This window comes from Christiangramia sp. 3-2217-3z, from assembly GCF_051195275.1.
GTDB lineage: Bacteria > Bacteroidota > Bacteroidia > Flavobacteriales > Flavobacteriaceae > Christiangramia > Christiangramia marina.
Window position 1 is genome coordinate 161,592 of record NZ_JBNJLI010000001.1, and the last position, 20,360, is coordinate 181,951.

The window sequence follows — 20,360 nt, forward strand, 5'->3', positions numbered from 1 at the left end:
TGCTGAATCATTGCTGAATCATTGCTGAATCATTGCTGAATCATTGCTGAATCATTGCTGAATCATTGCTGAATCATTGCTGAATCATTTCTGATTTTTTTGTTTTAGAATGACTTCCGAAGGCGAACTTCAACCTTTCTTCTGAAGCAATAAGCAAAATGGAGATTTTGAATATGTTAAAAGCTCGCTGATATTTCTGAATATCATTCTAAACGAGGTTGTACGCCTTAATTGCGTACTAAGCAGACTATATTCTAGCAAGAAGTTTCTACTGAAAATATATAATTGCCAACATCACTAACGAAGGTTGTGGGAGATGCTTATCTGTTGAGTTTGTATTAATTCACACAGTTAGACTGATTGTTTTCATCTAAATGTAACTGCTACCGTCTATTCAAGCTGGTAGTTTGCCTTCCTTTTCAGCGATAAAATTTTTCAGGTGTAGTCAATTAGAAAATTTGTAACAATAGTCATAATACCCACAATGATTGCTAGTCTTTTAAATCTGAAGTGTTTAAGAAGCAACACCACTATTAAACCCGAAATATTGGTCATTACAGTTTTTAGATAGGAAGTGTTTACTTCTGCCTTTGAGGCTTGGTCGATTAAAGGGTTGTTTAGGTCTAAATTGTTTCTTAGAACTTCGGCAATTGATACTATGATTAGAACAATAATTGAACTGATTACAATCAGGAAGATTGAATTAATTGCATTTTTGTCATTCATTGCTGAATTCGTATTTGAAGACGCATCCATTCTATAGAAATTTGACGTTTTGCGACATTGCTCAGAAGCAACGTAAATGTTAGGATTTACTATTCTCTATCTACACTAAATTTACTTTCTGAATTAATTCCCCACTCATCGGCAAGACCTGCATTGATCTCTAGTACAAATTGCGCTGGTCCATCTGAAGGTAGGTTGGTTTCATCACGCGGGGTCGCATTCTTTTGTATACTCACCAGCGTACTGTCTGTGTCATAATAGAGAATGTCCAGAGGTATATAGGTGTTTTTCATGTAAAAGTTCCTTACGCGAGCATTCTCGTATACAAATAACATTCCCTGATCGCTTCCCAGGCTTTCACGGTACATCAGCCCCGTTTGCTTTTCATAATCTGTTTCTGCAAGCTCTACGTCGATCTTTCGGAGTGTGTCACCATTAGAATGAATTAAGTACACTTCCCCTTCCTTGTTAAATACAATAGGATCGGTTTCAATAGATTCTTCTTTTTCCGTAGAATTATCACAGGAAGTAAAACCAAAACCAAGCAACATGACGAGCAATCCAATACGAAAGAGGCCTGTTCTCATGATCTATTTTTTAACAGGACGATACATGAAGTAAAGCCCTGCGATTACGAATGGAATACTTAACCATTGCCCTGTATTCAATAACCAGTTTGCGCGTTCACCTACTTGTGGTTCTTTAACAAACTCTACAAAGAATCTTACGGTCCATAGTAGTACCAGGAAGAGTCCGAAAATGTACCCAAGCTTTAGTCGCTTTTCAGTTTTCCAGTAAATGAACCAGAGAAGTAGAAATATTAGCAGGTAACAGCCAGATTCATAAAGTTGTGCAGGATGTCTCGCGAAATCTTCGCCTAATTTTTCAAATACTACTCCATAATCTGTTCCGGTAGGCTTTCCTATAATTTCAGAATTAATAAAGTTTCCAATTCTAACAAAGATAGCTCCACTGGCCACTGGAATTACGATCCTGTCCAGGATCCATAAAACTGGTTTTTGAAGTACTCTCTTAGCATATAAAAACATGGCCACTATAATTCCTATGGCAGCTCCATGACTCGCAAGTCCTCGAAATCCTGTAAATTGAAATTCTGGCTCAAACCTTACTGGCAAGAAAATCTCCAGCAGGTTATTTTGAAAATATTCCCAGTCGTAGAACAGGACATGTCCTAATCTGGCACCTATTAAAGTTGCCAGCACCGTGTAGATAAATAACGAATCCAGTTTCTCTATGTCTATTCCTTCGCGAACATAGATCTTTTTCATGATGTACCAGCCAAGCGTGAACGCGATGATAAACATTATACTATAATAGTGCAGATTGAAAAAGCCCAGATCCAGTCCTTCTGATGGATTCCAGTGTATAGCATTAAATAACATAGAGATTAATTTGAATAGCGGTAAATATACATATTTGAAGATTCTTAACCTTCTTTCGAGTCCGATTTTGGCGGTACGGGATCATAACCTTGGCCACCCCAAGGATTGCAGCTAAAGATTCTTTTGATAGCCAGCCAACTTCCATAAACTGGTCCATGAACTTCTATGGCTTTAACAGCATAGCTTGAACATGAAGGTGTGTATCTACAGGTAGCCGGTGTTAACGGAGAAATGACAGCCTTGTAAAATCTGACCAGTGAGATCAAAAATGCAGACAAAGCTTCGCGTAACATTTTAATTTAAACTAAATGTGGTTCCTTCTTTCCCATCCTTCAGCTGAATACCCATCTCCATTAACTGATCCCGGATCTGGTCGCTTAAGGCAAAATTCTTGTTTGCACGTGCTTCAGCTCTAAGTTGTATCAATAATTCGATCGTGCCACTTAGTTTATCGCCATCTGTTTCCGCTTCAGAATTCATTTCGCTTAAGCCTAGAATATCAAACATAAAGGCCTTCATGGTGCCCTTCAATTCTTCCCTGTCTTCCGAAGTAATACTTACAGAACCTTCCTTGATATTATTAATGATCTTAACTACATCAAAAAGTTTAGCGATGACGATCGGACTATTGAAGTCATCATTCATGGCGTCATAGCAGGATTGTTTCCACGATGACAGATCAAAATCTGTTTTATCTGAAGTCTGGATCTCATCAAGACTATTATAGGCGTCCATCAACCTGTTGAATCCTTTTTCACTACCCATAAGTGCATCACTACTAAAATCGAGGATGCTACGATAATGAGCCTGAAGAATGAAAAATCGAACTACGTTAGGGCTGAATGCTTTTTTTAGCACATCGTTTTTTCCGCTAAATATTTGTTCCGGTAGAATAAAATTACCGGTGCTTTTTGCCATTTTCTTCCCATTTAGGGTCAGCATGTTGGCATGTAGCCAGTAATTTACAGGAGACTTTCCGCTGGCAGCTTCTCCCTGAGCGATCTCGCATTCATGATGTGGAAATTTTAAATCCATTCCGCCACCATGAATATCGAATTCTTCTCCAAGGTACTTTGTGCTCATGACTGTGCACTCGAGATGCCATCCAGGAAAGCCATCACTCCATGGTGAAGGCCACCGCATGATATGTTGCGGTTCAGCTTTTTTCCATAAAGCAAAATCCTGAGGACTGCGTTTGTCACTTTGAGCGGCAAGTTCACGTGAATTGGCGATCATATCTTCGATCGCTCTACCGCTTAATTTCCCGTATTGATGATCCTCATTGAACTTGATAACATCAAAATAAACTGATCCGTTTGCTTCGTAAGCATAACCCTTTTCAAGTATAGTTTTGATGATCTCTATCTGCTCCACGATATGACCCGTTGCAGTAGGTTCGATACTGGGAGGCAGGTTATTGAATTTCTGAAGAATATTGTGGAAATCGACCGTATACTTCTGGACTACTTCCATAGGCTCTATCTGTTCCAGTCTGGCCTTTTTCGCGATGCGGTCCTCTCCGGTGCTATCTGCTTCATTTTCCAAATGCCCGGCATCGGTTATATTTCTTACATACCTAACTTTATAGCCAAGATGCTTTAAATACCTGAATACAAGATCAAAGGAGATAAAAGTTCTGCAGTTTCCTAAATGAACATTACTGTAAACGGTAGGTCCGCAAACATACATTCCAACATTACCTTCGTTTATTGGCGTGAAAATCTCTTTTTCACCGCTCATAGAGTTATAAAACTTAAGGCCTTGTTCCTGGTATAGCGCCATGAAGAAAATTTTTAATTCTTAGAAAGAAGTATCTAATTTAATGTAGTCAAGAAATTCTCTGCGAACTTCTTTTTCTTTGAAAGCTCCGCCAAACTCACTCGTTACGGTGCTACTTTCGATATCACGAATTCCACGGCTATTCACACATAAATGTTTTGCGTCAATGACACACGCGACATCTGGTGTTCCAAGTGCATTCTGCAATTCCTGAACGATCTGCATAGTCATTCTTTCCTGAACCTGTGGTCTTTTTGCGTAATAATCCACGATTCTATTCATCTTGGATAGACCTATTACCGTGCCGTTAGATATATAGGCAACATGTGCTTTTCCTACGATAGGCAGAAGGTGATGTTCGCAAGTAGAATAAACAGTGATATTTTTCTCCACAAGCATTTCTCCATACTTGTATTTATTCTCAAAAACTGAAGCTTTGGGTTTGCGTTTAGGATGTAGCCCTGAAAATATCTCGTTAACGAACATTTTTGCAACCCGCTGCGGAGTCCCTTTAATGCTGTCGTCTTCAAGGTCCATTCCAAGAATATCAAGAATATTTCTTACATCCTTTTTAATAAGTTCGATCTTTTCATCGTCGCTAATCTCAAAGGCGTCATCTCTAAGAGGGTTTACAGCGCTACTGCCAGCGTGTGCATCACCCATTTCATCTATATCGTTCAAAATTTTATCTACTTTCATGCGTTTTGCAATAATAGTCGGTCAAAACTGTTTTGGCTTGCAAAGATACATAATTTATAAGGTTTACAGAATCTGCAAAATCAAATGAACGTGGGAGATTGTTTGCCCATATTTTCATATTTTGCACTAGTTTGGTTGAGGCAGCCCGAAGGTATGAACATCAGATTTCAGTTATTTACATTTCTATTTATCATTGCGGGTTTTTCGGCCTTTGCTCAGGGATCAATTTGTTCGAATATTGAGCCTTTTTGCGCTGGAGACCAACGACTAACTTTCCCTAATTCAAATTCTACAAATAGCAGCCAGATTTCAGGTGAATTTGGTCCGGACTATGGTTGTCTGGAAGAACAGCCATATCCAGCATGGTTTTTCCTTCAGGTAGAGGATAATGGAAATTTAAGATTCAGAATAAGTCAGAATAGCAGAGAAGATGGAAGGGGCGTACCCCTTGATGTGGATTTTGTGGTTTGGGGACCATTTCAAAGAGATGAAGATTACTGCAGTGCAGCAAACCTTAGTGAAATGAACCAGGTGGATTGTAGTTATTTGCCAGATTCGATAGAAACTATGACCATTCCAAATGCCAGGGAGAATGAGATCTATGTCGTGGTGATCACTAATTTTGAACAGGTGCCGGGCTTTATAAGTCTCGAACAGACCAATACAGGAGAAGGCTCAACAGACTGTTCCATCCTTGAGTTTGATCTTGGAGATGATATTGCGGTTTGCGGCGAAGATGAATATTTGCTCGATGGAACTTCAGATGAGGATGCAGAGTACCAATGGTTTAAATATGATGAGTCATCACTGGAATATGTTGAGATTCCAAATGAAACCGGGCCAACCTTACTGGTAACTGAAGAAGGAGATTATAAGCTGATTGTTACTGATGTTCTGGAAGATAAAACTGAAGAAGATGAGATCAATATTTCCTTTTATGATATTCCTGAAATATTTCCTGCGGAAGATCTTGCCAAATGTGATTCGGGTGCTACTGTAGATTTGACACTAAGAAACTCACAATTACTTGGAGTTGGTGCTGAAGTATCCGATTTTACAGTGAATTTTTACGAAAGCTTACAGGCCGCTGAAGATAATAATGCAATTATAAGTCCTCAGAATTTTCCATTCGAGCAGGGGAAACAAATTTTTGCCAGAGTAATTCAGAATATGTCTGGATGTCTTTCTGAAATCGAATCATTTCATCTGACTATTTTCGATTTCCCGCAATATACCTTAGCTGAAGAAACAATTTTATGTGTCAATCTCTCTGGGGCTGCCATCGGTAGTTCCATCGTGGGGGAAGATCTTGGTGAAGGTTATCAATATGAATGGATTCTGGATGGAAATGTTGTTAGTACAGAAGCTCGTTATACTTTAAGAGAATTACCTGGCAATGGCATATTGGAGCAAAATATCATTCATGATGAATCTGGTTGTTTTCAGTCGTATTCTACAACCATTCAGCCAGTTTCCCGACCTGAAACTCTTGAAGTGAACATTTCAGGCTCAGATTTTGGAGATGGATACGTAATCAACCTTGCCACAACTGGAGGTATCGGACAGGATTTTGCATCTTACGAATATCGTTTAGATGGAGGAAACTGGAGAAGTTCACCAAGATTCAAAGACGTTAGACCTGGAAATCACGTAGCATATATTCGAGAATCGAATGGCTGCGGAGAAACCAAAAGCGCTTCATTTTTTTTGGTTGGTTATCCACGATTTTTCACTCCGAACGGCGATGGATTTAATGATGACTGGCAATTAATTACAGATCAGAACATAGAGATACACGAAGTGATGATCTTTGATCGCTATGGAAAATCTATTATAGAGCTTAAATCTGGAGAAGATTTTTCCTGGGATGGCACAACTAATGGTAGACCGCTTCCGGAAACCGACTATTGGTTCAAGGTAATTTTTAGTACTAGTGATAAAGACCGGGAAGAGTTCATGGCTAATTTTAGTCTTATTAGATAAAAAAAGAGCAGGTCTTAAGACCTGCTCTTTTCTGCGTTAAATATAATATTGAATTTACAAGCCTATAGTAAGGGTTGCCACAAATTGAGATAGATCTCTGTCCAAACTTACAGGATTGAGAACTCCAGAATTGAGTGGGCGAATCTGCTCTTCATAATTTGAATTTTCATAAGCTATATCCAGGTTTACCGACCCAAAATTATAACCTAAACCCGCGCTATAACCATTTAAATCACTACGAATCTCTTCATTTTCAAACGGACTGGCTTCATAGCGATATCCAGCTCGAAAACTTAAAGCTTTCAACCTGTATTCTCCACCAACTTTAAAAGCAGGTGCCATTTTCATTGTTTCAGATATAGCATCGTTCAAACTCTGGAAAAACAAATCGTTCTTTGGTTTAAACTGAACGTTACCATAATCGGTTAGTTTTAGATCACCGCTTATTAATCCATTTTTTCCGAATAGAAAGGCAACGCTACCAGTATGAGAAGAAGGAGTTTGGAAATTATATTCAGGATACACATTGATAATATTTGGAGAAACACTAACGAATTCACCGGTACTGCTATATGTTTCCAAGTACTGGGATGTCTCCTCGAACATGTTAAACCAGGTAGGTGATTGGTAGGTGTAACCAAGTCTTACATAATCACCAGCTTTTGCAATAGCACCTAATTGAAAACTAAAACCATCTCCATTGGTGCGTAGATTGTTTCCGAAATCAATTCTGGAAGTGACATTAGGATCATTTGAGGTATTAGAATGTAGTTCAGAGATCTCTGTGAACTTATCGTAGTTTATAAAATGACTATTTAAATTAAGTCCAAGATATAGCCAGTCTTCGTACTGTGTTGCGATATTAAAGCTCAATTTTCCATTAAGACCGGTTGTATTGTATCGGTATTGCTGATCAAAACTTCCGTCTTTAACAAGAGAAAAATACTCAGTATTATTGGGGTCGTCTTGGTTGGCTTCTATTACATAACCCTGGTAACCTAAAAAGGCCTGTTGTTCATCAAAACCAAAGTTTTCTCCAAGGAAAGAATACAAATCGGCTATATTCTCATCATCTCTAAGCTGAAGCTGGTCCAGTGGAATTCCGTTGGCTTTCTGCAGAAAGTAGGCGTCTACAGATTGACGGGATAATCCGCCGGTTAAAAAGTTATTATCAAAATTGGAAGTTGTATTGAAATTGAGTCCAAGGCTGAATTTACTTAACTTTTTATCTGAACTTCCCTGGAATACAAAAACTCCACCAACATTTCCCAGATCGATCTCGTCACTCTTGGAATATGAGGTGCTACCATGATACCTTAGATTATCATCTGTATTTCTTGACTTCAAACTGATAGTAGTAATACTATTCAGGAAAACTGCAGATGAGGCAGGATTAATGGATATTGCTGAAATGTCTCCACCCAAAGCTCCAAACGCACCACTCATACCTATATATCTGGCAGTTCCGTTAAGTTCTGATCTTGAATAACGATAAGCATCATCAATACTTTGTGACCATAGATTTCCTGCAAGAACTAGCAGGCATATTAGAAATATCTTATTCATATTGTATAAAATAAAGGATGAAAAAAGCCTTGCTGAAATTAACCAACAAGGCTTGAATATTGTGAAATTTTATCTTCCGCCTCTACCACCGCGCGAGGTTCTGCTAGACCCACCGGAAGAACCACGACTGGTACTTCCAGATCTTCTGGATGAACTACTAGAACTACGAACGCTTCTACTGTTCGAAGAACTTCTTCTTGATGGCGAAGTAGTTTGTGTTGACCTACTACTGCTAGTTCTTGTGGATCTATAAACTGGACTTGAAGTTCTTGTATTAGAAGTATCGTAGTATCCACTTCTCTCCGTTCTTCTACTAGTACGTGAATACACATTATTACGATCGTAACCATCACTTGTGCCTCTGGCTCGAGATCTGGATCTAGCTGCATCAGCCTGAGCATTTCTAATACTTCTTATGCTTTCAGAGTAACCGCTTCTTCTATCATTGGATGACCTATAATCATTAGTATTCCTTCTGCCACGATTATAGGCGACATTATTACGATTTCTACCTATATAAGGATACCCATAACCGTATCTATTATAAAAACCATTGTTAAACCAAGGATTTCCAAATCCAAAGTTATAACCGTAGGACCAGCCATATCCAAATCCACCATACCCCCAAGGTCCGCCAAATCCCCCATAACCCCAACGATTACCGAATCCAAAAGCCAAACCTCTACGTGCGTAAGGATTAAAGAATGGATCGAAAAATGGATCATAGAACGGATCATAAAATGCGCCAAAGTATGGGTGTCCAAATCCGTACCCCCAACCAAGTGGTCTTCCAAATCCGAAACCAGATCCATTATTTATAATGTTGACAGTATAAGTATCAGGATCATTACCCCATGGTACATTCCCTTCAACATACGCTACATCTCCTCCAACTTCAGAATAATTATCATAACCATCATTAGATGAGTAGCTATCCACATCTGTGAAAACATCACTCTCGAGAAGTTCACCAACCATTTCAGATTGCTGGGCAAACATATTTTTATAATAATTGTTCTGATTATTTGGTTTCACCTGTGTTTGCTCGTTACCTGCCTGTTCCCATATACCTGGTCTGGATTCGCCATAAATCCCATCAGTTTCATATCCAGAATACTGGTAAGATGAGCATGCTCCAAGACTTAAAATTATAGCAGGAAGAAACAACAGTTTTAGCCGGTTTCGTAAGAGGTAGTAAGTTTTCATCGGTTATTCTTTTTATTGTTGGGCATTCTAAAAATGGTTAGTTTTGCCCGAACGGTTAGTACTTGACTAACCTTAAAAACACAAGTTTTGTGCCAAATTACGAACTATGGGTAAGAAGTTAACAAGCAGGAGCGAAGATTATTCAAAATGGTATAACGAATTGGTGGTCAGGGCAGATCTGGCTGAGAATTCAGCAGTTAGAGGCTGTATGGTTATTAAGCCTTATGGATATGCGATCTGGGAGAAAATGCAGGCTGAATTGGATAGAATGTTCAAAGAAACAGGACATCAGAACGCTTATTTTCCACTTTTTGTACCCAAAAGTCTGTTTGAAGCAGAAGAAAAGAATGCAGAAGGCTTTGCTAAAGAATGTGCTGTCGTTACTCATTATCGATTGATGAATGATGAAGATAACCCTGGCAAGTTAAAAGTAGATCCTAATGCAAAACTAGAAGAAGAGCTCGTTGTAAGACCAACTTCAGAAGCGATCATTTGGAACACTTACAAAAACTGGATCCAGTCCTATAGAGATCTACCTATAAAGATTAATCAATGGGCGAATGTGGTTCGATGGGAGATGAGAACTCGCTTATTTCTAAGAACTGCGGAATTCCTCTGGCAGGAAGGTCATACTGCGCATGCAACCAAAACCGAAGCGCTTGAAGAGACTGAATTGATGAATAATATATATGCTGAATTTGCCGAAAACTTTATGGCAATTCCAGTAATAAAGGGTGCGAAAACTGAAAACGAACGATTTGCAGGAGCATTGGAAACTTACTGTATTGAAGCTCTTATGCAGGACGGAAAGGCTTTGCAAGCTGGAACCTCTCACTTTTTGGGTCAAAATTTTGCGAAAGCATTTGATGTGAAATACGCTACAAAGGAAGGTGGATTAGAGCATGTATGGGCGACGAGCTGGGGCGTTTCCACAAGATTGATGGGTGCATTGATCATGACCCACAGCGATGATCATGGACTGGTTTTACCTCCGAAACTTGCTCCCACGCAAGTCGTGATTGTTCCAATATATAAGGGAGAAGAGCAATTAGCTCAAATTTCGGAAGTTGCAGATGATTTGGTAAAAGATTTAAGAGCAGCAGGGGTATCGGTAAAGTTTGACAATAATGATAACCAGAAACCAGGCTGGAAATTCGCTCAGTATGAATTACAGGGAGTTCCATTAAGAATTGCAATTGGTCCTAAAGACCTGGAGAAAGGTACGGTTGAACTTGCCAGAAGAGATACGCTGTCGAAAGAATTCTTGAATAGAGATGAAGTAGTAGGTAAGATACCTGCATTATTAAACGAAATTCAGGAAACTTTATATACCAAGGCCAAGAATTTTCGGGATACTCATATTACAGAAGTAGAGACTTTTGATGAATTTAAAAATCAATTAAAAGACAAGGGTGGTTTTATCTCTGCTCACTGGGATGGTAGCCCGGAAACTGAAAATAAGATCAAAGAGCTTACGAAAGCTACTATTAGATGTATTCCTTTTAACAGGAAAGAGGAAACTGGTAAATGTGTTCTAACCGGTAATCCATCGGAAGGAAGAGTGCTTTTTGCAAAAGCCTATTAAAAAATTTAAAAATTTTTGTAGAACATTTGCGGCATTCCAAAAAAGTTGTATTTTTGCATCCGCATTTGAAACAAAATGGTCCGTTCGTCTAGGGGTTAGGACGCCAGGTTTTCATCCTGGTAACAGGGGTTCGATTCCCCTACGGACTACTAAAGAAACATCGCAGTGATGTTTTAATAATAGCAACTTGAATGTTGCGCATTGAAATAGATAATGGTCCGTTCGTCTAGGGGTTAGGACGCCAGGTTTTCATCCTGGTAACAGGGGTTCGATTCCCCTACGGACTACTTTTAAAACTTATTTAAATAATAATTGTAATGGCAAATCATAAGTCAGCGTTGAAGAGGATTCGTAGCAATGAGACTAAGCGTCTTAGAAATCGCTACCAGCATAAAACTACAAGAAACGCGATCAAGAAATTGCGTGAGGCCGATAAGAAAGAGGCTGAGGCTATGTTGCCTTCTGTAATTTCTATGATAGATAAATTGGCTAAGAAAAATATCATTCATGATAATAAGGCTGCTAACCTAAAGTCTAATATGGCTAAGCACGTTGCAGCACTATAATTTTAGCAGTGTTCAATTCATAAAAAAATGCTTTTCGATCTACGGAAAGCATTTTTTTGTGCATTAAATTTAAGTTCTCTAAAAGACAGAAACTCCAGTAAGGGTCGTAAGTCTTTCCAGCGCCTTCATTCCTAATTCTGAATTTCCTTTTTCATTCAGTATAGGGCTCCAGACGGCTACTGAATAATTTTCTGGATGTATGGCTACAATGCCACCTCCAACACCACTCTTTCCTGGTAATCCTACCTGGAAACTAAATTCACCAGCCTCATCATAGAACCCACAGGTTTGCATTAAGGCATTGATACGTTTTACGGTCTTTGGTTTAAGGATTTTTTTATCATTTTCAAGAATTCGTCCTCTGTTGGCGAAAAGCATAAATGCTTTTGAAAGCTGTTCACAGGTCATAGCGAGCGAACATTGGTGAAAATAGAAGTCTACAATGGATTTTACATCGCATTTAATGTTTCCCAGCGCTTTGATGTAATTGACCAGCGCTACATTACGGTATCCCGTTGCCTGTTCTGAAGCAGCGACGGTTTCATCATAGTGAATATCCTCATCCCCGGTAATTTCCCTTACAAAATCGAGTAATTCCTGTTTTGGATCTTTTAACTGGTCTACAAGAATGTCTGAAATTACCAGTGCACCGGCATTAATAAATGGATTCCTTGGAATTCCACTTTCGTATTCAAGCTGAGTAAGACTGTTGAAAGGATCACCAGAAGGTTCTACATCAACACGATCCCATAGATCTTCTCCCATAAGACGCATACCCATTGCCAAAGTGAAAACTTTAGATATACTTTGAATTGAAAATTTCTCTTTACTATCACCAAAATTAAAATGCTGGTTATCTCCGCAATATACATGCATTCCGAATTTACGGCGATCTACCTTGGCGAGTTCCGGGATATAGGACGCGACCTTTCCTGAAACGTCTCGATAGCTCATTTCATTATATATCGTATCTAAAATTTTCTGGTATTCCATATTAATTAAGGTCGCTAAGATCTGAATCTGTTTCTATTTCGAAAGGTACCTTATCCTTCCTGAAGATCCGGGCAGGTAGATCTCCTTTTAACGTAACTTTATTATCACTTAGCTCCAGCCAGCTTCCCTCCCTAAGTCCCACTACTGGCGGTGAATTAAGCGTATGAAATTCCTTAATTCGTGTTTCGCGGGTTTCTCCTTTATGCTTTGTGTTTAGATCTGGATCGAGATAATGCGGATTAATATTAAAAGGAACTAGTCCTAAAGTCTGAAAGGATGGAGGATACACTATAGGCATGTCATTGGTCGTTTGCATGCTTAAACCTCCAATATTGGTTCCGGCACTTGTTCCCATATAAGGAGTTCCGCTTTTTATTTTTTGCTTCAACACAGCCATCACCCGATTTCTGTATAATTCTGAAACCAGTAGAAACGTATTTCCGCCTCCAGTGAAAACGCCTTCAGAATTCTGGATGGCTTTTTCAGGATCTTCAAATTCATGAATACCCTTGATCTTAATTTCAGCTTTTGCAAATGCTTCCTTTGCCCGTAATGTGTATTCATCCAAAGATATGCCGCCAGGTCTGGCGTAAGGAATAAAGATGACTTCCGCTACATCCTTATATAGTTTGGGTAAATGTGGAATCAAGTATTCAAGATAGTCCTGGGAATGTAGGGTGGAGGTGCTGGCTAATATTGCGTTCATATACCTTTTTAAGGTAAAAATAAAGAATCGAATACGTTAACAAAAGTTTACAGAGTTAATAAAGGCTAATTTTAGTTTTGGAACGTTATGATTAAACCGAAACCAACTAACCAACTTGGAAATTACTTTTTGTAGTAGAATGAAATACCTGCTATTGTTCAGTTTTCTGGGCTTTAGCCTGAATTGCTTTGCACAGGATCCCGAAATGATCAGCGGTAGAATTCTAGCCGGAAACCAGCCACTGTCAGGGGTGCATGTGATTAATATGAATTCCAGAACCGGTACCACTTCAGATGATTCGGGAATTTTTAAAGTTTCTGTACGCCAGAGCGATATTCTTTTATTTACTTCTGTACAGTTCGAAAAAATAGAAATAGAGGTTTCCGAAGAACATTTGAGGTCCGGAACTATTGAAGTCATCGTCACAGATGCCAACAGACTGGAAGAAGTTGAAGTCGGTAAAAAGCAACTTAGCGGTTACCTTAACAACGATCTCAGGCAAATAGAATATTTTGATAGAGATCAATATCATATTCCGCATCCAGAGAGAAAACTTACTCCCAACGAATTAAGACTTTATACCGCGAGCGAAGGCATTACGAGCCGGTGGTCATACATTGGGATTCTTCTGGGCGGTGTATCACTCGATGTTTTGATAAACGATATCAATGGGAAAACGAAATACCTGAGGGAAATGATAGAACTGGACGAACTACAAGTGAAAGTGCAGGCAGCTATCGATCTCTTCGGAAGGGAATTTTTCAACGAACACTTAAATTTACACGGCGACGAGATTATCAACTTTATTTATTATTCTTTTGAAGATGAAGATTTCAGTTCGATGTATGAGCAGAGAAAAGAGCTTGAAATGATAGAATATTTCCAAAATAATATTGTTGAATTCCGAAGAATGAGAACTCAGGATGAATAGAAGTAAAAGAAAAATTACAATGTATGCACTGCTGTTTTTTCTTGTAGGTTTTGCATCCGAAGTAACAGCACAGGAAAGAAAAATTGTTTCAGGAAAAATTGTTAGTGATAGTTTAATGGATAAAAGCGGAGTTCACGTTATTAATATGACTGCGGAAAAAGGCACCGTGACCAATGAGAATGGTGAGTTTGATATGATGCTGAAGTTAGGTGACAGTATTTATTTCTCATCGGTACAATTCGAGAATGAATTCAAAGTGATTGGAGAACAGCAGCTGAAGAATGGCTGGACCAAACTTTTATATCCTAAAATGAATGAACTTGCTGAAGTTCAGCTCGATAATATTAAACTTTCGGGAGTGCTTGATCAGGATATCACCAGGATGCCTAAGAGTATTTACGAAAAACTTGGTATTCCCTTTCCTAAACCCAGGCGAACAAGTCTTGAGCTCGCCATGCAAGCAAATACAAATGATCCGGTTTCACAGGTAATAAATATGCTTAATGGGACCACCAAGCAACTAAAAAAGGCTGAAGAGAATGCGGAATTAACCAAGCTCGTCAATCGTGCAAGAGGTCGTATGCAGGAAGCTTATTTCGTAAATGGATTGGGATTACCTGAAAATGAGGTCGTCAATTTCCTTTATTACTGCGTCGATTTCCCCACCTTTGAAGCTCTGCTTGATGAGACAACAATTTTCGCACTCATGGAATTTTTTGAAGAGAAACTCCCGGAATTTAAATCAAGAAGGCAGCTTGAATAATACTATCCTTAAATCCTGAACGTTGAAGTACGACACGAGAATACATATGTTATATAAATACCTGGGCACCGTCCTAATTATTTTCTTATCCTCTGTGCAGCTGAAGGCCCAGGAAACGGGCTTGCTTAAAGGACAAATTATTTCTGAGAATAAAGATGTTCAGAATGTTCACATTGTAAACCTTACTCAGGAAACCGGAACTACGAGTGATGTTAAAGGGCAATTTTTCATTGGTGCTGCAATTAATGATAGTCTCTTTATTTCTTCGGTTCAGTTTCAGAATAGAACAATTGTGGTACGCCAGAATATGATCGAAAGCGGAGAAATTAAGATCGAGCTATACGAAGCCATGAACGAACTTTCCGAAGTTTTTATCGATGATATTGAGCTTAGCGGTTACCTCGCAAATGATCTAAATTTAATTTCCATTAAGGAAGTGGAGACCAAAAACCGTTTACAGCAGAATCTGGATGACTTCATTCGGAAAGACAGGGAACTAAATCCCTATTACCAGCCTAGTATGACCGAAGGTATTCGTATCGATAAAATTGCCATGGCTATTGCAGAGAAGTTGTCTAAGAATAAAGAGACTCCGATAGTTTATAGTCCGAAGGAACTAGCCAATCTTAGTCTGAAGATAGTAGGAGAGAAGTTTTTTAGCAAGGATCTTGATCTTGATGCGAATGAAATCTGTAACTTCCTATTATACTGCGATAGAGATCAGAATTTCGAGAAGCTGGTTCTTACTAATAATGCATTGGTTTTAATCGAATATTTTGAAACCAGGATCGAATCTTTCAGAAAACTTAGAGCTGAAAATCTCAACGCAGGAAGACAGCTTCCTGGCTAATTCTTCAAATTAAACCATTTACTTATTTCTAAGTCTAAAAGCTGACTGCTCAATCTCTATGTATGGCGCAGTAATTGTTTTATCTTCGGAAAAAAATATATGAAAAACCTCATTTTGAGTCTGTGCTGCCTGTTTATATTCAGCTCCTTCAGCAGTGCAGATCATGAGACCTACTTAAGTGTTACCGAAATTGAATACCGGCAGGAAAGCAAGTCGGTGCAGGTGATTTCCAGGGTTTTTATCGATGATATGGAAGATGTGCTTAGCAAACGTTTTGGTAAGGATGTAAGTCTTTCCTATAAAAAAGATCTTTCAGATAATAAGGATCTTCTGGAAAAATACTATTCCAAAAAATTAACTATCAAAGTAAAGAATCAGGATATTCCATTGAAATTGCTGGGGAGCAAATTTGATGCTGATCAAATTGTCTTATTCCTGGAAGGCAAAAACGTGGAAACTTTCAAAACCGTAGAAGTAGAAAATCTCGTGCTTACAGATCTATTCGATACACAGAAAAATATTGTTCATGTGAAGAAAGGTGATGTAATCGAAAGTATGTTGCTGGTGAAAGCCAAAGGTAGTGACACGGTTAATTTCTGAAAACTTTCTCAATGACGTTTAAAATCTTATTTTTAGCAACCTATAAATTAAAATTTAGTAAATGAAGCGATTAAAATTGTTGACCTCCGTGTTCATGATGTTTGTCTTTGCAGGTATCAACGCACAGGAAACTGAACAACAGGAGCCACGGCAGCAAGGCCATACCAATCAAAACAAATTCAGGCAGATGTATCAGGAACTGGCAACTCCAAACCAATATAGAACTGCATCTGGAGCTCCTGGACCTGCGTATTATCAGAATGAAGCAGATTACAAAATGGATATCGTTCTTGACGATAAGAATTCTGTGCTTACCGGAGAGGAAACTATTACCTACCACAATAATTCTCCACAGGATCTTGAATACCTATGGGTTCAATTAGATCAGAATATCAGAAAAAAAGATGCTCCTCAAAAAGATGGAGACGGAATGGCTCCGGTTGCTACTGCAGCTGGTTTCGCTAATAAATATCTGGAAACTCCTTTTGATGGTGGTTTCGATATTAAAGAAGTTTCTGCTAATGGATCAGATCTTAAATATACGATCAACCAGACAATGATGCGCGTTGATCTTCCAAAGCCTTTAAAAGCTGGGGAGACTTATACGTTCGATATCAAATGGTCTTACAATGTGAATAACCACGTAACTAATCGTGCTCGTTCAGGATATGAGTTATTTCCTGAGGATGGAAATAAGGCATATGTGATCGCTCAGTTCTTCCCGAGAATGGCCGTTTACAATGATGTTGAAGGTTGGCAGAACTACCAGTTCTGGGGCAATGGTGAATTTGCACTTCCATTTGGTGATTATGAAGTAAATATTACTGTACCTGCAGATCATATCATGGAAGCTACAGGTGAACTTCAGAATAGAAAGGATGTTTACTCTAAAGAAATGATGAAGCGCTATGAGCAGGCTAAGAAAAGTTATGACAAGCCAGTAATCATTGTAACCCAGGATGAAGCTGAAAAGGCTGAGAAGAACTTTTCAGAAAAAACTAAAACCTGGACTTACAAAGCAGATATGGTTCGTGATTTCGCTTTCTCAACTTCAAGAAAATTTATTCTTGATATGATGGCGGTTGATGTGATGGGAAAAGATGTTATGGCTGTTTCTGTTTATCCTAAAGAAGGAAATCCTCTTTGGGAAGAATGGTCTACAAAAGCTGTAGCTGCAACTTTAGAAAGCTACTCAAAGCATACTTTCCAGTATCCTTATCATAAGGCAGTTTCAGTTCATGCTAAGAATCAGGGGATGGAATATCCAATGATTTGCTGGAATTATGGTCGTCCTGATGAGAATGGTAACTATAGTGACCGTACTAAATTTGGGATGATAAGCGTGATTATTCATGAAGTTGGACACAACTTCTTCCCAATGATTGTAAATTCTGATGAAAGACAATGGGGTTGGATGGATGAAGGTATCAACACTTTTGTTCAGTATGTTGCAGAACAGGAATTTGGGAAAAAACATCCTGAAGCTATTGCACCAGAATCAAATTATCCTTCAAGAAGAGGAGCGCCAAGTAAGATCGTTCCCTATATGAAAGGAAACCAGGACTATATTTCGCCAATTATGTCCAATCCAGAGCAAGTTTATCAATTAGGAAATAATGCCTATGGTAAGCCGGCTACTGCGTTAAATATTCTTCGTGAGACGATCATGGGTAAAGAATTGTTCGACTATTCTTTCGCTACTTATTCTAAAAGATGGATGTTCAAGCACCCAACTCCGGAAGATTTCTTCAGAACGATGGAAGATGCTTCAGGCGTAGATCTTGATTGGTTCTGGAGAGGATGGTTCTATACGACAGATTATGTGGATATTGGAATTAAAGATGTTCAGAAATACTATGTGACCGATAATCCTACGGAAGCAGGCAGAGAAATGCTGAAGAGATACGGAACAACTCCTGAAGAAACTAAAGCACTTTATGTGGTTTCCGAAGATGATGAAGCATTTTCAGAAGATATGAAAGGCAAATCCTTAATGGAAAATTCTGAAACGTTACAGGCTTATGTAATGGATAACTTTAGCGAGGAAGAGCGTAAGAACCTTCAAGCGCCTAAGTATTTCTACCAGGTGACTTTTGAAAAACCAGGTGGGTTGGTAATGCCGATCATTGTAGAATTGAGCTATGCTGATGGAACTTCAGAAAAAGTTACGTATCCGGTTCAGATCTGGAGAAAGAATGATCATAATGTAAGCAAGGTAATTCCTTCTAATAAAGAGATTACTAAGATCACATTGGATCCAGATCTTGAGACAGCAGATGTTGATGTGAACAATAACAGCTGGCCTAAGAACGAAAACAAAAGTGAGTTCGATGAGTATAAAGAATCCACTCAGGACTAGGTTTTAAGCTAATAATATTTAAGCCGACTTTAACGAGTCGGCTTTTTTTATGCTTAGATTTGTATATATATTTGTTTTACTATGCATATGTTACCATTATTTATTAGCGGAGCTGAGATAGGCTTTATTTTGTTCATCCTGGTGATGGTTTTTGGAGCTGATAAAATTCCTGATATTGCCAAAGGTTTGGGTAAGGGGATGAAAGCGGTAAAGAACGCGTCTAATGATATTAAAAGCGAAATTCAGCGTAGTGCTGAAAAACAAGGCATAGATACAGACTTCACGAAAGACGTTCGGGGCGAGATTGACAAGGTTAAGGAAGATATCGATGAAATCACAGGTTCTGTTCGTCGTAAGCTATAATATGTAATCGATGTGGGACCAGATCGAAGAATGGGACAGGCAACTATTTGTATACCTGAACAACCTTGGAATAGAAAAGTATGATACTTTTTGGATCTTTGTCACCAATCCGGCTCACTGGATCCCGGTTTTTATAGTTTTCTTTTTACTTTTTTTTATAGCATTTCACTGGAAAAAAGGACTTTTCACCAGTTTATTTCTACTACTTACTGTAGCCGTCACTTATGGCTTTACAAATCTTGTAAAAGCTCTAGCTGTCCGTAACAGGCCTAATAATACGCCGGAATTATCGGAACTAATTAGAATATTACAGGAGCCAACTAACTATAGTTTCTTTTCAGGTCATGCTTCAACCTCTTTTGCTGCAACAACGTTTATCGTTCTCGCATTGAGACTATGGAGCAAATGGATATATCTTGCTTATATCTGGCCATTCCTTTTCGTTATGAGTAGGATCTATGTAGGAGTTCATTTTCCAGGCGATATCATCGTTGGGATGATCGTTGGAATAATAATGGCCTTTCTCTTCTTTAGTCTTTATAACAAAGCAGGAACAAGGATTTATTAGCTATATAACTCTTGAAAGTGTAAGCCCATCACGAATTGGCAGGATCACAGTTTCTACCCTTGGATCATTATTTAATAGAGCATTGTATTCCAGTAGAGCTTTTGTAGAGAGGTCGTCTTTTTTAAGGTCTTCCAAAACCTTCCCACTCCATAAAACATTATCTGAAAGTATAATTCCGCCGCTGTTCATTTTATCAATAATAAGCTCGAAATACTTTGGGTAATTAGGTTTATCGGCATCAATAAATACCAGGTCAAATGTTTCTTCAATATCGGGAATGATTTCTGTAGCATCACCAATATACTGTACGATTCTATCGCTATATGCTGAAGCCTGAAAATGTTTCTTCTGAAAGTCTTCTAGTTCTTCATTGATATCTATCGTATGTAAGATTCCGTCTTCAGTAAGACCTTCAGCCAGGCACAGGGCAGAATAGCCTGTATATGTGCCAATTTCCAGGATGGATCGAGGATTTTTAATTTTGGAAAGTAAACTTAGTACCCGGCCCTGGTAATGTCCGCTTAGCATTCTGGGCTGCATGACTTTCTGATTGGTTTCACGATTTAATTTTGCCAAATGTTGAGGTTCTGGTTGAGAATGTGCTACTATATACTCGTCAATATTTTCAGGTAAGAAATGCATATTCAAAGTTTAGGTAAAAATATGGATTTTCTCTTTCCTGCGGGTCCCGAAGTATTGAAAACGAAATTGTAT

General features: G+C 38.6%; 20 protein-coding genes and 2 tRNA genes. 12 read left to right on the forward strand and 10 right to left on the reverse strand.

Translation table 11 applies throughout. The annotated features are described in order from the left end of the window. Positions 1-815: 815 nt before the first annotated feature. Genes ACSHZO_RS00760 through folE form a run of 5 tightly spaced genes read right to left on the reverse strand, consistent with a single transcriptional unit; the run spans position 816 to position 4,607 of the window. Positions 816-1,313 (reverse strand): DUF192 domain-containing protein, encoded by a 498-nt coding sequence (locus ACSHZO_RS00760; protein WP_298246235.1) that lies wholly within the window; start codon positions 1,311-1,313, stop codon positions 816-818. Between the two features lie 3 nt (positions 1,314-1,316). Next, on the reverse strand, positions 1,317-2,129 hold the full coding sequence (lgt, locus tag ACSHZO_RS00765; protein WP_298246236.1) for a prolipoprotein diacylglyceryl transferase: 813 nt from the start codon (positions 2,127-2,129) through the stop codon (positions 1,317-1,319). Between the two features lie 44 nt (positions 2,130-2,173). Next, complete coding sequence (gene yidD, locus ACSHZO_RS00770) at positions 2,174-2,422, reverse strand: membrane protein insertion efficiency factor YidD (RefSeq protein ID WP_295178012.1); 249 nt, start codon at positions 2,420-2,422, stop codon at positions 2,174-2,176. A 1-nt stretch (position 2,423) separates the two neighbouring features. Next, complete coding sequence (cysS, locus tag ACSHZO_RS00775; RefSeq protein WP_298246237.1) at positions 2,424-3,911, reverse strand: cysteine--tRNA ligase; 1,488 nt, start codon at positions 3,909-3,911, stop codon at positions 2,424-2,426. 18 nt (positions 3,912-3,929) lie between these two features. Beyond that, on the reverse strand, positions 3,930-4,607 hold the full coding sequence (folE, locus tag ACSHZO_RS00780) for a GTP cyclohydrolase I FolE (RefSeq protein WP_298246238.1): 678 nt from the start codon (positions 4,605-4,607) through the stop codon (positions 3,930-3,932). Positions 4,608-4,760: 153 nt separating this feature from the next. Here folE and ACSHZO_RS00785 point away from each other — a divergent pair, with 153 nt between their 5' ends. Next, positions 4,761-6,590, forward strand: coding sequence for a T9SS type B sorting domain-containing protein (locus ACSHZO_RS00785; protein WP_298246239.1), 1,830 nt, complete (start codon positions 4,761-4,763; stop codon positions 6,588-6,590). Between the two features lie 54 nt (positions 6,591-6,644). On the opposite strand, the gene ACSHZO_RS00790 is transcribed toward ACSHZO_RS00785, so the two are convergent. Both ACSHZO_RS00790 and ACSHZO_RS00795 read right to left on the reverse strand, forming a co-directional pair. After that, positions 6,645-8,156, reverse strand: a complete 1,512-nt coding sequence (locus ACSHZO_RS00790; protein ID WP_298246240.1) for an OmpP1/FadL family transporter — start codon at positions 8,154-8,156, stop codon at positions 6,645-6,647. A 69-nt stretch (positions 8,157-8,225) separates the two neighbouring features. After that, positions 8,226-9,362, reverse strand: a complete 1,137-nt coding sequence (locus ACSHZO_RS00795) for a hypothetical protein (RefSeq protein ID WP_298246241.1) — start codon at positions 9,360-9,362, stop codon at positions 8,226-8,228. Positions 9,363-9,468: 106 nt separating this feature from the next. Between ACSHZO_RS00795 and proS the strand changes: the two genes are divergently transcribed. The 4 genes from proS to rpsT all read left to right on the forward strand — a co-directional run bounded on the left by proS (position 9,469) and on the right by rpsT (position 11,513). After that, positions 9,469-10,947: a proline--tRNA ligase gene (proS, locus tag ACSHZO_RS00800; protein WP_295177998.1), complete on the forward strand. Its 1,479-nt coding sequence runs from the start codon at positions 9,469-9,471 to the stop codon at positions 10,945-10,947. Between the two features lie 77 nt (positions 10,948-11,024). Beyond that, positions 11,025-11,096: transfer RNA gene (locus tag ACSHZO_RS00805), tRNA-Glu, on the forward strand. A 66-nt stretch (positions 11,097-11,162) separates the two neighbouring features. Further along, positions 11,163-11,234: transfer RNA gene (locus ACSHZO_RS00810), tRNA-Glu, on the forward strand. 30 nt (positions 11,235-11,264) lie between these two features. Next, entirely contained in the window at positions 11,265-11,513 is a 249-nt protein-coding gene (gene rpsT, locus ACSHZO_RS00815; RefSeq protein ID WP_026915233.1) for a 30S ribosomal protein S20, read from the forward strand. Between the two features lie 78 nt (positions 11,514-11,591). Here rpsT and ACSHZO_RS00820 read toward each other — a convergent pair whose 3' ends face one another. Together ACSHZO_RS00820 and pepE are read right to left on the reverse strand one after the other, a co-directional pair. Further along, positions 11,592-12,506 (reverse strand): glutaminase, encoded by a 915-nt coding sequence (locus ACSHZO_RS00820; RefSeq protein WP_298246242.1) that lies wholly within the window; start codon positions 12,504-12,506, stop codon positions 11,592-11,594. A gap of 1 nt (position 12,507) precedes the next feature. Beyond that, a complete protein-coding gene (gene pepE / locus ACSHZO_RS00825) occupies positions 12,508-13,212 on the reverse strand; it encodes a dipeptidase PepE (RefSeq protein ID WP_298246243.1) in 705 nt (234 codons plus the stop codon). 115 nt (positions 13,213-13,327) lie between these two features. Here pepE and ACSHZO_RS00830 point away from each other — a divergent pair, with 115 nt between their 5' ends. The 7 genes from ACSHZO_RS00830 (at position 13,328) to ACSHZO_RS00860 (ending at position 19,646) form a co-directional block, all read left to right on the forward strand. Further along, a complete protein-coding gene (locus ACSHZO_RS00830) occupies positions 13,328-14,143 on the forward strand; it encodes a carboxypeptidase-like regulatory domain-containing protein (protein WP_298246244.1) in 816 nt (271 codons plus the stop codon). Continuing rightward, positions 14,136-14,906, forward strand: a complete 771-nt coding sequence (locus ACSHZO_RS00835; protein WP_298246245.1) for a hypothetical protein — start codon at positions 14,136-14,138, stop codon at positions 14,904-14,906. The genes ACSHZO_RS00830 and ACSHZO_RS00835 overlap by 8 nt, the downstream gene beginning before the upstream one ends. 22 nt (positions 14,907-14,928) lie before the next feature. Further along, on the forward strand, positions 14,929-15,756 hold the full coding sequence (locus tag ACSHZO_RS00840; protein ID WP_298246246.1) for a hypothetical protein: 828 nt from the start codon (positions 14,929-14,931) through the stop codon (positions 15,754-15,756). Positions 15,757-15,855: 99 nt separating this feature from the next. Next, complete coding sequence (locus tag ACSHZO_RS00845; protein WP_298246247.1) at positions 15,856-16,356, forward strand: DUF6702 family protein; 501 nt, start codon at positions 15,856-15,858, stop codon at positions 16,354-16,356. 61 nt (positions 16,357-16,417) lie between these two features. Then, on the forward strand, positions 16,418-18,715 hold the full coding sequence (locus tag ACSHZO_RS00850) for a M1 family metallopeptidase (protein ID WP_298246248.1): 2,298 nt from the start codon (positions 16,418-16,420) through the stop codon (positions 18,713-18,715). Between the two features lie 81 nt (positions 18,716-18,796). After that, a complete protein-coding gene (locus ACSHZO_RS00855) occupies positions 18,797-19,078 on the forward strand; it encodes a Sec-independent protein translocase subunit TatA/TatB (RefSeq protein ID WP_295180648.1) in 282 nt (93 codons plus the stop codon). A 10-nt stretch (positions 19,079-19,088) separates the two neighbouring features. Next, on the forward strand, positions 19,089-19,646 hold the full coding sequence (locus ACSHZO_RS00860; protein WP_298246249.1) for a phosphatase PAP2 family protein: 558 nt from the start codon (positions 19,089-19,091) through the stop codon (positions 19,644-19,646). On the opposite strand, the gene ACSHZO_RS00865 is transcribed toward ACSHZO_RS00860, so the two are convergent. After that, on the reverse strand, positions 19,647-20,288 hold the full coding sequence (locus tag ACSHZO_RS00865; protein ID WP_298246250.1) for an O-methyltransferase: 642 nt from the start codon (positions 20,286-20,288) through the stop codon (positions 19,647-19,649). Positions 20,289-20,360 lie beyond the last annotated feature (72 nt).